Annotated in this window: 11 protein-coding genes; 1 reads left to right on the top strand and 10 read right to left on the bottom strand. The window is 43.6% G+C overall.

Features of this window, described 5'->3' with window-relative positions:
- Nucleotides 1–34 precede the first annotated feature (34 nt).
- The 4 genes from mutL to P8596_RS10685 form a co-directional block, all read right to left on the bottom strand.
- The gene (mutL, locus tag P8596_RS10700) at nt 35–1,900 is read right to left on the bottom strand and encodes a DNA mismatch repair endonuclease MutL (RefSeq protein WP_224520182.1); all 1,866 of its coding nucleotides are present in this window, start codon (nt 1,898–1,900) and stop codon (nt 35–37) included.
- Nucleotides 1,901–1,912: 12 nt separating this feature from the next.
- Nucleotides 1,913–4,534 carry a DNA mismatch repair protein MutS gene (mutS, locus tag P8596_RS10695; RefSeq protein ID WP_224520183.1) on the bottom strand — a complete coding sequence of 874 codons (2,622 nt, stop codon included), beginning with the start codon at nt 4,532–4,534 and terminating at the stop codon, nt 1,913–1,915.
- Nucleotides 4,535–4,696: 162 nt separating this feature from the next.
- Nucleotides 4,697–5,299: a DedA family protein gene (locus tag P8596_RS10690; RefSeq protein WP_224520184.1), complete on the bottom strand. Its 603-nt coding sequence runs from the start codon at nt 5,297–5,299 to the stop codon at nt 4,697–4,699.
- A 132-nt stretch (nt 5,300–5,431) separates the two neighbouring features.
- Nucleotides 5,432–6,250 carry a hypothetical protein gene (locus P8596_RS10685; RefSeq protein ID WP_279726778.1) on the bottom strand — a complete coding sequence of 273 codons (819 nt, stop codon included), beginning with the start codon at nt 6,248–6,250 and terminating at the stop codon, nt 5,432–5,434.
- A 131-nt stretch (nt 6,251–6,381) separates the two neighbouring features.
- On the opposite strand from P8596_RS10685, the gene P8596_RS10680 reads away from it, so the two are divergent.
- Nucleotides 6,382–7,308: a VanW family protein gene (locus P8596_RS10680; RefSeq protein WP_254651388.1), complete on the top strand. Its 927-nt coding sequence runs from the start codon at nt 6,382–6,384 to the stop codon at nt 7,306–7,308.
- A gap of 33 nt (nt 7,309–7,341) precedes the next feature.
- Here P8596_RS10680 and P8596_RS10675 read toward each other — a convergent pair whose 3' ends face one another.
- The 6 genes from P8596_RS10675 to P8596_RS10650 all read right to left on the bottom strand — a co-directional run bounded on the left by P8596_RS10675 (nt 7,342) and on the right by P8596_RS10650 (nt 13,931).
- Nucleotides 7,342–8,697, bottom strand: a complete 1,356-nt coding sequence (locus P8596_RS10675; RefSeq protein WP_279726777.1) for an aspartate aminotransferase family protein — start codon at nt 8,695–8,697, stop codon at nt 7,342–7,344.
- 21 nt (nt 8,698–8,718) lie between these two features.
- Entirely contained in the window at nt 8,719–10,185 is a 1,467-nt protein-coding gene (locus P8596_RS10670; protein WP_279726776.1) for a CoA-acylating methylmalonate-semialdehyde dehydrogenase, read from the bottom strand.
- A 160-nt stretch (nt 10,186–10,345) separates the two neighbouring features.
- Complete coding sequence (locus P8596_RS10665; protein WP_254651386.1) at nt 10,346–11,947, bottom strand: PucR family transcriptional regulator; 1,602 nt, start codon at nt 11,945–11,947, stop codon at nt 10,346–10,348.
- 61 nt (nt 11,948–12,008) lie between these two features.
- On the bottom strand, nt 12,009–12,188 hold the full coding sequence (locus P8596_RS10660) for a hypothetical protein (protein WP_224520190.1): 180 nt from the start codon (nt 12,186–12,188) through the stop codon (nt 12,009–12,011).
- Nucleotides 12,189–12,204: 16 nt separating this feature from the next.
- Nucleotides 12,205–12,414 (bottom strand): hypothetical protein, encoded by a 210-nt coding sequence (locus P8596_RS10655; protein WP_034759965.1) that lies wholly within the window; start codon nt 12,412–12,414, stop codon nt 12,205–12,207.
- Between the two features lie 44 nt (nt 12,415–12,458).
- Nucleotides 12,459–13,931 (bottom strand): NCS1 family transporter, encoded by a 1,473-nt coding sequence (locus tag P8596_RS10650; RefSeq protein ID WP_034759968.1) that lies wholly within the window; start codon nt 13,929–13,931, stop codon nt 12,459–12,461.
- Nucleotides 13,932–14,060: the final 129 nt, after the last annotated feature.

The raw sequence follows: 14,060 nt of genomic DNA, 5'->3' as shown, positions 1-14,060 counted from the left end.
TGAACCTTGTAAAGGCTCATCCCCATTCATTCCATTACATAATCCGTTTAAACATTTTTTCCATTTCATAGGTGGAATAATGAATGATAATCGGTCGACCGTGAGGACAGGTAAATGGATCGCTGGTTCTTCTTAATTCATCCAGCAGCGCCTGCATATCCTCATTCCTCAAATGATGATTTGCTTTAATGGATCCCTTGCAACTCATCATAATGGCTGCTTCTTCCCTGAGCTTTTTAATATCGACCTTGTTCATCTTGATGATCTGCTCAATCATGTCTTCGATGGTTTCCTGCTCTTCCCCTTTAGGAAACCACTGTGGATGGGCACGTACGATGAAACTGTTGTATCCGAAGTCCTCAAGGAAAACCCCTACTTCTTCAAGGAGAGAACGTGATTCATTGATCTTTATATACTCATCCGTGGAGAACTCAAGTGTAAGGGGAACAAGGAGTTCCTGAAGCTCTTTCGCGACCTGCCCCACTTTCTCTTTATAAAATTCATACTTTATCCGTTCCTGAGCCGCATGCTGATCAATGATATAAAGACCACGTTCATTTTGGGCGAATATATACGTACCATGCATTTGCCCGACAAGATAAAGAGTGGGAACCCTGGGTGTTTCCTTTTCCTCGTCGATATCTTGTATAGGTTGTTCCCGGGATTCTTCTTTCTCGACAGGGTACCGTTGAAGAGGTTCTTCATTTGATCCGATGCTGTCTTCCGCCTCAATGACAGGTGGCTGCGGCTCATACAGCTTCACCATCTCTTCTTTAGACAGCAACGGCTCCCGGACGGAGTCACTGTTCCCATATCTACCTTCTGGTCGCTTAGCGGCGTGATCGAGATTCATGTATGTCTGCTCCGACTTCGGTTGAGCCAGTTTAGGTGAGAGGGCTCCTGACGGAATCAGTTCCTTTCCTTTAAACACCCTCTTGATTCCTTCCGTCACCAACGCATTGAGCTCTGCTTCCTTACTGATGCGGACCTCCATTTTCGATGGATGCACATTCACATCCACCAGGATCGGGTCCATCTCGATACTAAGGAGCACGATGGGATGTCGTCCGATGGGGAGAAGTGTGTGATATCCTTCCCCGATCGCTTTCGCCAGTGCATAGTTCTTGATGAATCTCCCGTTGATCATCGTCGAAATGTAATTCCTTGATGCCCGGGTGACCTCAGGAAGGGAAATGAATCCTTTTACTTTAAAATCAAGGGACTCCACTTCGATCGGTACCATCTTCTTCGCTATCCCGACTCCGTAAATCGCGGCAAGGACCTGCCGGACATCCCCATTTCCATTCGTGTGCAAAAGCGATTTACCGTTATGGAGAAGCTTGATCGAGACAAAAGGATGGGCAAGGGCAATCCGATTCACTACATCCGTTATATTCCCAAGCTCCGTATGAATGGTTTTCATGTATTTTAACCGTGCAGGTGTATTGAAGAACAGTTGTGAAACTGTGATGTCCGTTCCTTTTCTGGACGACGTGCTTTCGATCGAATGGACTTCTCCACCTTGGAGTTCAATACTCGTACCGGGACCTTCACCCGTACTGGTTTTCAATGTGAAATAAGAAACAGAAGCAATACTCGGAAGTGCTTCTCCCCTGAACCCCAACGTACGGATCCGGAATAGATCATTTTCGTCTTTGATCTTACTCGTTGCATGCCGCTTAAAGGCTGTTTGGACATCTTCCTTCTCAATTCCATCGCCATTATCAATGATGCGTATGGATTGTAAACCAGCTTCCTCGATATGGATTTCGATGACGGTCCCACCTGCATCGATGCTATTTTCAAGGAGTTCTTTCACCACAGAAGCCGGTCGTTCCACCACTTCCCCTGCTGCGATTTTATTAGAAAGGGAATCATCAAGCTGAAATATTTTCACCACAGTTCCACCTCCTTATTGCTTTAACTTCTTTTGGATCCCGTATAATGTATTCATAGCATCTAATGGCGTCATTTCAAGGATATCCAATTTTTTCAATTCCTCTATACATTTCTTTTCTTTGGAATTCAGTTTCTCCTTCTTTTCCGATTTTTCTTCTCCAAAAAAGGATAGCTGAGCCAAATCTTCTTCACTTGTTCCCCGCTTTTCTACAAACGACTCCCTTGAAGCCGCTACTTCATTGGAAGATGAAGGTTCTTCCTTCCGTTCAAGCTCAAGAAGAATTTCATTCGCTCTCTGAATGAGGGCCTGTGGCAGTTCAGCGAGTTCTGCAACATGTATTCCATAACTTTTGTCCGCCGCACCCTCTTTGATTTTATGAAGAAAAACAAGTTTTCCATTTTGCTCCATCGCACTTACATGAACATTTTTCACTTTTGCCAACTCTTCCTCAAGAACCGTTAATTCATGGTAGTGAGTGGAGAATAAGGTTTTTGCCCCGATATGTTCATGGATGTACTCAATGATTGCCTGTGCCAATGCCATCCCGTCATAAGTGGATGTGCCTCGTCCAATTTCATCGAACAGAATCAGACTTTGTTGAGTCGCGTGAATGATGGCATTCTTCGCCTCAAGCATTTCTACCATGAATGTACTCTGACCGGAGATCAAATCATCCGCAGCTCCAATGCGGGTGAATACCTGATCGAATACAGGAAGATTTGCCTCACTTGCAGGCACATAACACCCGATCTGGGCCAGGATGCTCGTTAGGGCCACCTGTCTCATATAGGTGCTTTTACCCGACATATTGGGTCCAGTGATGAGAAAGACTTCTCTTTCCTCGTCCATATAACAATCATTCGGAACGTACTCCTGGGCACCCATCACCTTTTCCACCACGGGATGCCGTCCATCCTTCAGGATGATCCTTCTTTCGTCATTGAAAATAGGCCGGGTGTAATGACGTTTCTCGCTGACTGTAGCAAAGCACTGTAGAACGTCCAGTTCACTGACAAGTTTCGCCAGTTTTTGCAGGCGCGGGATAAATTCCTTTACCCTTTCTCGTATTCCAATGAATAATTCATATTCTAAATCCACACTCTTTTCATCAGCCTGGAGGATGAGGGATTCTTTCTCTTTCAATTCCGGGGTGATGAACCGCTCCGCATTGGTTAAAGTCTGTTTCCGTTCATAACGTCCTTCTTCCAAGTGCTGCAGATTCGCTCTCGTTACTTCGATATAGTAACCAAATACCCGATTGAATCCTACTTTAAGTGACCTTATTCCTGTCCTTTCCCTTTCATCGCGTTCAAGCTTCGCAATCCACGACTTACCATTTTTACTCGCATCACGATATTGATCCAGTTCCTCATGATATCCATCCTGAATCAAACTTCCTTCTTTTATAGACAAGGGGGGATTTTCGATCAATGCCTTTTCGAGAAGATCTGTCAACTCTTCACAAGGGTCGAGCCTTGCGACAAGCTCATCCGTTGCATCATTTTCCAGCGATTGGATCAATTGCTTTAAGACGGGGATCTGTTGCAGGGATTTTTTCAATTGGATCAAATCACGTCCATTTACATTTCCGAAGGCGACGCGGCCAGCCAGCCTCTCGAGATCATACACTTCTTTCAGTCGTTCTCTCAGATCCTGCCTTTCAAAGAAGCGTTCCATTAACACCTCCACCACTGTCTGACGCCTTTCGATTTCCTGTTTGTTTATGAGGGGTCGATCGATCCATTGCTTCAAAAGTCGGGCACCCATCGCGGTCATCGTTTCATCCAACAACCAAAGAAGTGACCCTTTCTTTCCTTTGGAACGGATGGTTTCTGTCAGCTCCAGGTTCCGCTTCGAATAATAATCCATTTTCATAAACTGGTGAAGCTGATACGTTTCCACGATTTGCAGGTGATCCAAACTCCTTTTCTGTGTTCGGAATAAATAATGGAACAGGAGTGAAGAAGCTTGGATGAGTTTCCCTTGCTTCAGTGGTTCCACCAGATGGGTGAAAGCATGTCCTGGATTCGATTCCTGCTCAAAGGATAAGGTAACATCGGTTCTTTCTTTGATCCTGCCCTGAATTTCATCAGAAAGATCAGGATGGATGACCACTTCTTTCGCCCCGATGGTGGCTAATTCATTCATCAACGCCTGGAGTCCTTCTGAAACGACCGTCACCTTGGTTTCACCTGTTGTAAGGTCACTATAGGCAAGTCCATACGTATCATCATCAAAAGCGGTGACGGAAGCAATATAGTTATTTTCTTTGTCATTCAGACCTTTCCCATCCATCACCGTGCCTGGTGTAATGAGCTGGACGACTTCCCTTCTCACTACCCCTTTGGCTTGCTTAGGATCTTCGGTCTGTTCGCATATCGCTACTTTAAATCCTTTATCGATGAGCTGCTCTATGTAATTAGGAGCAGAATGATAGGGTACACCGCACATGGGAATTCGTTCCTTTCCACCCCCATCACGGCTTGTTAAGGTTATTTCAAGTTCCTGGGATGCCTTGACGGCATCATCAAAAAACATTTCATAAAAATCGCCTAAACGAAAAAATAAAAAGGCATCCTGGTATTCTGCCTTTACTTGTAAGTATTGTTTTATCATTGGAGTATATTGTGTCATGGTTTCATTCAAACCTTTCCAAGTAAATCTGCTATTCTCGACTATTCATTATATCATACAGATCAGGGTTGAAGCATGTAGTAGATTGAGGAAGCACATGATGTATTGTCCTGTAATCAAAAAAAATCCGCTTCCCATTTTCAGAAGCGAACTTTCCTTTATTTATTCAGCTTGCTTGGCGATAGTTGCTTCATCTTGTAAACAAGCGGACTTTGATTTTGGTTTATACACGAACTTATATAGCAGGTACCCAATCAGGAGCACAGCCCCTCCGATGAGAAGATAGGTCTGAATATGACTCATCAAGGATTGAACGGACTTCAAGTTACCATTTTTCCCGACTATTAACATCGTAAGGGTGATCGGGAATATCCCTATAAAGGTTAATCCTCCAAATTTCCACTTATTCACTTTACTGATACCTGCAACATAGGAGACATAGTTACCGATGCCGAGGGGTCTCGTAATCGCAATACTCCACAATCCACATTTCCGAAACCACTTCTGCCCCTTTTCAATTTTCTTCGAACTGGTTTTTTCCTTGATCTTATCCTTCAGTTTAAACCCGATACCATAAGGGATGAAACTAAAAATGGTATAGATGGCACTGCTGGTGAGCGCTAATATTAATAGCTTCATCGGGGATGGATCCAAGACGTATCCATAAGTCAGCGTCACAAGGGCGCCTGGAAAAGGCAATGAGGACGCTTCAATGGCATTTCCAGCGAATAACCCCCACATTCCCAACTCCTTAATTAATTTCATGACAAACTCCAACATCGGTCTTTCCCTCCACGATTCATTTATATACTCTTTTCCCTCTATCACCTAATGAAAACTCATATAAAGGATAAGATTTCACCCACTGGAGGGAATTAATGTTAGCTGACTCGTACATTAATGGATTTCATCAGCGAATGTTGGACCATCTATTTTCCATTGATCCTCCAATGAATCCCTGTGTATATAAAAAACAGCATCCTTTTCCCCCTGTGAATGATTAGACCTGATCCATTTCACCTTGAATGGTACTTTCATCGCCACAAGAGCAGGCAAGTCCTCAACGGGGAGTATGGATCTTTGGGTAATCCGGAAATGTTCCACCGAAGCAAGTGCCTTTTTAATTGAACGTTTGTTTCCCGTCATTACTTTTGAAAGAAGTCCTTCATCGTGCTGATTAATGGCAATCTCAAGTACACTGATCAATTCATATGGATCCATGCGGTACAGGAAACTGTCCAATTCCCCACCTGCTTTCAATATCATGACTTTATGGGCTAAGTCAGGTGTGGGGGTCTTATGCGTCGTACTTCCGTAGAAATGGACACAGAAGTGCCCTGGAAAATTATTTTGGAGTGCTCCGGCACCATGAGGCATTCCATTCATGGAGGCAGAGATGAGCTGGTCATGAACCAGTACCAGAATGGCACGACGATCCCAACTCCACTTTCCCCCATAAATGGCTTTCATTATTTTCGTGTCTTTTTCTGTGACCGGCTGAACATCCGCATGTTTACTTCCTGCCCTTCTCTGCACGTTGAAAGACAATCCTGTATCTATATCAATAATCGTAAAATAAGAGTGGTTTGGAATGATTTCCTTTACTTGTTCCCATGGAAGTACCTCTACTTGAAAACTCGGAAAGGCATCGGCGGATTTTACTCCAAAGGCAAGGAACATGGACAGGACGATTGTGAATCTCATCATAAAAAGCATGTACGAAACCTCATTTTTTCTCTTAGTTTTGGTCACCTTGTTGGAGGTTCATTCGCTCAATTTTTGGAAATGGCAGTTGAACATGAAATAGCTTTTTTATACGGATACTACCCATGAAAGGGAGGATTCATATGCTTTTACTTAAACTGACTGCGATTGGTATGCTAGTGTTTCCGGCAATGGGAAGTCATGATCACTTACATATCCAGTCACCAAATGACACACCCATTTCAGTTGACCGCCACTACCTGAAAGTACCATTACTGGATGAGCCATTAATGAATGAGAAACACTATGAAGATGTTGTTTCAAACGTCCAGAATAGGGTCTACACCCCTCCACAAAATGCCTATATAAATAATCATAACCGGATCGTACCCGAAGAAGCCGGTTATAAGCTTCATGAAAGAAAATTCCGTGGTCTGGTCGAAGGTTTCCTGTTATCAAAGGGATCGGGAGTGATCGAACCTCCTTTGTTGACGTTATATCCAAAAGTGGACAGTGAAATCCTCTCTCACATACGAACACAAAAGATCGGGCAGTATGTTACGTTCTTTAATAAACGTAATGAAGAGCGAACGCAAAATATTACCCTGGCAACCAAAAAAATCAACAATACGGTCGTGTTTCCAGGGGAAGTATTCTCTTTTAATGGCGTGGTAGGAAAAAGAACGAAAGAAAAGGGGTATAAAAAAGCCCCAGTCATTGTAAGGGGGGAACTTTCAGAAGATATCGGGGGTGGTATCTGCCAGGTATCATCAACCTTATATAATGCCGTAGATCAAGCGGGCGTAACCATATTGGAAAGGTATCACCACTCAAAACGAGTGCCTTATGTCCCTGAGGGCAGAGATGCTACCGTGAGCTGGTACGGACCCGATTTCACCTTTAAAAATGCTTATAATCAGCCCCTTCTCATCCGGGCAAAAATTGCAGGTGGGCAAGTGATCATAACCGTGCATTCATCTGACCTTATCAATGTAAAAAAAAGAAAGGTCCCAAGCGCCTCACGGGAATTACCCCAGGAAAAACAAGTCGATCATTCCATACAAAATTAAAGGCATCTGCACTTGCAGATGCCTTTAACCAAATTATTTAAGGTGTTGAATCCCCTTGATCACAGTCGATACCAGTCGTTCCAGATCTTCTTCTTCGATGTTTAACGGAGGTGATATGGTCAGGACATTGTTGAATCCTGCCACGGTCGCACCATTTTTTCCGATGATGACTCCATTCTGTTTACAATATCCTATGACTGCGTTAACTTTATCCAGTTCTAATGGCTTCTTGGTATCCTTATGAGTCACCATCTCAATTCCGATCAATAATCCCTTCCCTCTGACATCCCCTACATAGGGGTGATCCTGGAGGTGATTTTTCAAGGAATTCAATGTTTTTTCCCCCAGGTCTTTTGACCGTTCAAAGAGTTTCTCATTTTCCATGATTTCAATGTTCTTTAAAGCCAGTCCACAGGCTGCAGGATTTCCACCGAATGTGTTGATATGACGAAAATAATCATATTCTTCAGATCCCTTAAAGGCTTCATAGATCTCACGCTTTACAGCAGTGGCGGATAACGGAAGATAGGCACTGGTGATACCCTTGGCCATTGTGATGATATCTGGCTTTACGTCATAATTCATAAAGCCGAATGCCTTTCCGGTCCGTCCAAAACCACAAATCACTTCATCTACTATTAAAAGAGCACCGTGCTTCACACACACCTCTTTGGCCGCCTTCATATAGCCATCCTGCGGCATTAGGATTCCACCGCCAGTAATAATTGGTTCCATGATCAATGCCGCGACTGTTTCACTTAGTTCCCATGTCATGGCCTGATCAATCGCCTTCACTCCTGGAAGATCGTGGGGATCCTCCCCTGTCACTTCATCACGGTATGCGTCGGGAGGAGCAATGTGATGAAATCCAGGCGCTAATGGTTCATACTTGAATTTACGCTGAGCCTGCCCTGTAGCAGCCAGGGCCCCCATGGAATTACCGTGATATCCTCTATACCGGGAGAAAATTTTATATCTTCCGTGCTCACCGTTTTGTTGATGATATTGGCGGGCGATCTTAAAGGCCGTTTCATTGGCTTCAGATCCACTGTTGGAGAAGAAAATCACATATTCATCACCAAGTAATTGATTTAACTTCTCTGCAAGTTCAATGGCCGGCTGATGACTTTGTGTAAGAGGAAAGTAAGCCATTTTCTTTAGCTGTTCGTAAGCTGCCTCTGCTAACTCCTGTCGTCCATACCCAACGTTAACACACCATAATCCTGCCATACCATCAAGATACTTCTGTCCATCCTGATCAGTTATCCACGATCCGTGAGATTCCGTCACAACCATCGTTCCCTCGGGATTATATGGTTTCATGGAGTGCCAAATGAGTTTCTCGTCCTGCTTCAACCATACATCTTGAGAGTGACCTGCTTTTACCATGAAAATTCCCCCTAACCTTGATTAAAAATCAAATCGAGAAGTGATCATTTTCTTCCTAGTATAGAAATTTACTCCGTCCTTCCCATTTACATGCATATCTCCATAGAAAGAGTCTTTCCACCCTGAAAACGGGAAGAATGCCATTGTCGCAGGAACCCCCACATTAATACCCAGCATCCCTGCGTCTGCTTCCTCCCTGAACTGTCGGACGGCGCCGGCGTCTTTCGTGTAGATCGTAGCCCCATTACCATATCTTGACTGGCGGATGTAATCCAGTCCCCCGTCCAGATCTTCAGCTCTTAGAAGGCTGAGGATAGGTGCAAACATTTCTTCTTTTGAAATCGTCATTTCTGGTGTCACATGGTCAAAGATCGTTGCCCCCAAGAAGTTCCCTTCCTTGAAATCTTCCATCTCTTTACGGCCATCCCTAATGAGTGACGCTCCTTCCTGTATGCCTTTTTCTATATAACCGAGAGTCTTCTCCCGATTTTCCTTTCGAATGACCGGAGTCAGCAGCACTTCCTCATCCATCCCGTTCCCTATACATAATTCGTCTGCCTTTTTATTTAAAGCCTTTACAAACTCTTCGTTGTCTCCAACCACCACTACTGCACTGCATGCCATGCATCTCTGTCCTGCACTGCCGAATGCTGAACTGATTATATGTTCAGCCGCTTTATTGAAATCTGCATCAGGCATGACGATATGATGGTTCTTTGCCCCTGATAGTGCCTGCACCCTTTTTCCTTGTGAGGCGGCTTGTTGATATACATATTTCGCAACAGGCTGGCTTCCGACAAATGATATGGCCGCAATGTCCTTGTTCTCCAGTAAGCCATTTACCACATCGTGGGCACCGTGCACTACGTTGAAGACCCCATCAGGCATTCCCGCCTCTGTTAACAGCTCTGCAAGTCTATTGGCTAAGATCGGGGTTCTTTCAGATGGCTTCAATACGAACGTATTTCCACAGGCGATGGCAAGGGGGAACATCCATAACGGGACCATCATCGGGAAGTTGAACGGAGTAATCCCCCCTACAACACCTAGTGGATAGCGGAACATTTCGGAGTCAATATCTTCCGCTATCCCACTGAGCGTCTCTCCCATCATGAGAGTGGGTGCTCCGCAAGCGAATTCCACACATTCTAGTCCACGCTGTACTTCACCATACGCTTCTTTGAATGATTTCCCATTCTCCTGCACCACCAATCTGGCCAGTTCATCGTGATTGTCTGAAAGCAGTGTATGATATTTATACAGAATTCGGGCACGTTTTGGCACCGGGGTCTTCTTCCATGTTTCTGAAGCATGCTTCGCAGCTTTTACCGCCATCGCCACGTCTTCTTTAGTAGATATCGGAACCCTCGCAATTTCTTCATTTGTGGCTGGATTTAAGACTTCCAATGTTTGTGAGCTGAGGGAATCCACCCACTTACCTCCAATGTAATTTTTCAATACTGCTACCTCTTTTTTTATTACAGTCATATTCAGTTCCTCCTTATTATTTTTTAAAAATACCCCAAAGAAGTTCAGAAATTTCTGTATACTCGATAGTTTCATTATGAAAGAAAACGTCAGGTCATTCATTAGACATTGTGTAACATAACCCGGGAGTCACGTTTGACACTTTATCTGAAAGCTGCCTCTAATGTATCTTTGCCTTCTTCAATAAACTTTGAGGCTGCAAATATTCATGAGCCGCCAATAGAAATTCGATGGTCACCCGTTTATCCGATCTCATGAAATCCTCGCCAAGCATATCTTCTATTTTCTTCAGTCGATGATAGAGTGTTTGTCTCACGATAAATAATTTTTTGGAGGTTTCTTGCTTTGACCCCTGACAAGACAGGAAAACTTTAAGTGTTTTCAATAAATCCCCATCGTGGTCCCTGTCGTATTTTATTAACGGGGAAAGAAATTCTTCTATCATTTCCCACATGTTCACATTCTCGTTGACGATTGAAATCAATCTAAATAAATGAAGGTCATCAAAGAAACAATATTGGTCTCCTCCATCGACTTTCGTTCGAAACGCAAGGGTATCTTTCGCCGTTTCATAGCTTCTATGAATATCCATCATCTCGAGCTGATATTTACCTGTGGCAAATATGGCACCTGACGACTTTCTGAAAAATCCTGATTTTAAAATCTTTTCATAAGCACTGATCAATCGTGCCTTCCAATCACCGGTTCTCCGGGTATCAAGGAGAATAAAGACTAAATCATGATCGATCCTTTCGGGCACCACTTTGAATCCATATTGTTCAAATATGCTTTTTGTTACTAGATTGAAGAAGGTTAAGTCAAGCATTTCTTTATCAGCCAGTGTATTCATCTTGCAAATACATACGACACCACCATGAATCGATACGTTTAGGTCATCCATGAAAGCGGCAAGTCCCTCGTATGATTGATCTCCTTTTAACCAGGACATGATCCACTTTGATTCTTCCAAGCGTTTTTGTTCATCAAAATACAATTCCCTCATCCAATATTGAGCAAGGGCGGTGGATGTCCGGTCAAGTATGAGCAGCTCATATTCACTAAACGGATGATTGTACCTGCAGATGCAAAGCTCTGCATACTCCTGATCAAATAGGATGACCTTCGTTGAAGCAACGTGATGATCTTTACTGTCTTTGCTTTTATAATAGTTTTGCAGGAAGAGCTCTTCTTCAGACGAACACATTAAGGGATGAACCTTAACATCTTGTTCTTTCAATTGAAAAAGTACCGGTACATTCAATTCTTTATGTAATACTTGAAGGATATCCCTGCAGTGCTTGACTGACAACAGCAATTTATTCAGGTTTTGAGCATAGAAATCAAGTTTCTTGATCATCTCATATTGCTGATTGATGATTACGGCGTGTATATCCTGGGTGATACTGACAAACGGGACTTCTTTTTCGAAAACAATGATGGGAAAATCAAATTCATCCGCCCATTCCAATACAGCTGCTGGTATGGTAGAGATATTCGTATCAAGTTCGATACAAAGGGCCGCTGCATCACAAGCTCCCAACTGTTGAATCAATGATAGGAAACTCCCTTCCTCCTTCAAGGCAAGACCAGTTGAAAGAATCAATTCATTCCCGTTAAGAAGATTTTTAATAGAAGTGACTTCGACAATGTGTACCCATTTTACTTGTCTGGAGAGACCTCTGTGTCCAGCCATCACCTTAGCGTGTTCAAAGTACTTTCTTTCCAGGATATCTTTCACTGAAAAATAGAAATGACTTTTCATCCTTCTCTCCCTTTTTGTTTGGCGTAGTAAATGGAGAAAAAGGATTGGTAGAACCAATCCTTCACTCCTCTTCGGTATGGGGGATTGCAAACTGTATCTCCTCCCCCCACCACTTCACTAATTGTTCGTCAGTCAAGTGATTAGAAGACAAGACGGATAATACCCAATGTATTAATTCATCCGTCGTTTGCATATTTCCGGGGGCAACCGTCAACTCTTTGTCTGCGGGCAGATCCCTCATGCCGCTCGGCCCCCTTTCAATGTTGTGCTTGAAATAATAGATTTGAAAAATACTTTCGTGCATTCGCCGTTTTTACATGCAAAGTGGCGCTTCTCTTATTTTCAGTATGTTTAAATACAACAAAAGCCCCACTGAGATTTTCAGTGACCTTTTCTATTTTAAAACCCTTTTGCAGAAGAAAATCTATCTTGTCTCTTTCGCTTAAGAACTCTTGATAATCGGACATTTCGACACCCTTTCATCATCCTATTTGGTACCACTTTCGCCCATTCAAGATAAACTTGTACCTGTTGGGGATTTTTCGATAACGTTTTCCTCTGCTTCTTCAATGATCCAATCACGGCCTACGGACATTCCCAGATACTTCTCATCACTGGGATCGGAAAGTTCTGCCTGCTCATACTTCTTGAACCACCAATACTTAGCCAAAACGTAATAGCAGAGGGCTCCTATACCAAATCCAACCAGAAACGAGAAGTTAGGAACGAAATATGAAGCGACTGCCCCAAGGATCCATGATATGAAGCCAGCAAGATTGATACCTTTCATATAGCTGAATTGTCCCCTGTCTTCATATAATGCGGGGACATTGACCCGGCGTTTTCTTATAAAATAGTAATCTGATATCAATATTCCGACGATGGCGGATAATATCCCCCCTACAAACAGCAGAACGGGAATGATGATATCGAAAAGGTTCCATGGCTGGACTATCGTCCCCACGACCCCGGCTGTTAACACTCCAGCCCAAAAAGGAAATTTGGGTCCCCCTACATTTGAAAAAATGGTGGCTGCAGGTACTATATTAGCCGCAATATTAGTAGACCATTGTGCCAGGACGATCATCAGGAGCAGGACACCTAAAACAAATCCGCTTGCCGCCTCCTGCAGGGCAACTACAGGATCATAATTCAGTACGGCTATATACGAAATACCGCCGATTAATACCATAAATGCTTGTGTAATCGGAAGGGCTATAAGATTACCTATGAGTGCACTCCGATTTCTCTTGAACCAATTCCTTTCATTGCTTGGAGCCTTCATGAAGCGTGAAATGGAAGGAATATCTGCTGAAAGTGTGGCCCAAAATCCCATATTACTAAAAATCACAACAAGGAAAGCAGTGAATGTGGCTGCCCCCGTCACCGGACTTTCAACCCAGCTCCAGATATCTCTTCCCTGGGAGGCTGCGGAGTCTGATAATGATGAATACATCCATACTGAGATGAGAATGATGACTGGAGCGGCAAGGTCCGCAAAACGTTCCACAGCTTTAATTCCAAGTGCCGTATTCACCAATTGAAGAATCGCAAAAATCATGAAGCAAACAAACCAGTTATCAAAACCTGATAATATATTAAGAATTCCGTTCATCGCGGTAGCCCCGAAGTATGTGTTGATTCCGAACCACATGGAAGCAGCCAGCCCTCGAACCACGGATGGAATATGCGTCCCGATCGTTCCGAAGGGCGCTCTCATGTATACAGGGAAGGATAAACCATGTTCGATCCCTATATCGCCTGTTAAGGTAATAAATAATCCAATGGCAAGGGATCCTATGATGGTGGCTAAAACAACAAGGGGTAATGGTAACGATACGACGCCTGCCCCACCAATTGCGAAGGTTGCAAGTACGACGACCATCCCCACCCACATAAAGGAATAGCCAAGCTTTGTAACTTTCCTTTCACTTTCTTTGATAGGCAATAGATCAGGAGACTTTAAGTAACTTCTTTTCAACATGAACACCCCACTTTGTTTGCTTCGAATGGCTTTACCAATCTTCTTAACAAGAGAGGCGAGCGGGCGCAGTCCCTGCACCCGTCTCGCGAGGAGTCGTTCTAGGATTAGGATGGATGTTTATCTATATGG

Origin of the sequence: Rossellomorea sp. DA94 (assembly GCF_029834455.1) — a bacterium.
GTDB classification, from domain to species: domain Bacteria; phylum Bacillota; class Bacilli; order Bacillales; family Bacillaceae_B; genus Rossellomorea; species Rossellomorea vietnamensis.
The sequence above is the reverse complement of the archived record's forward strand: the minus strand, read 5'-3'. Positions and strand labels throughout refer to the sequence as shown.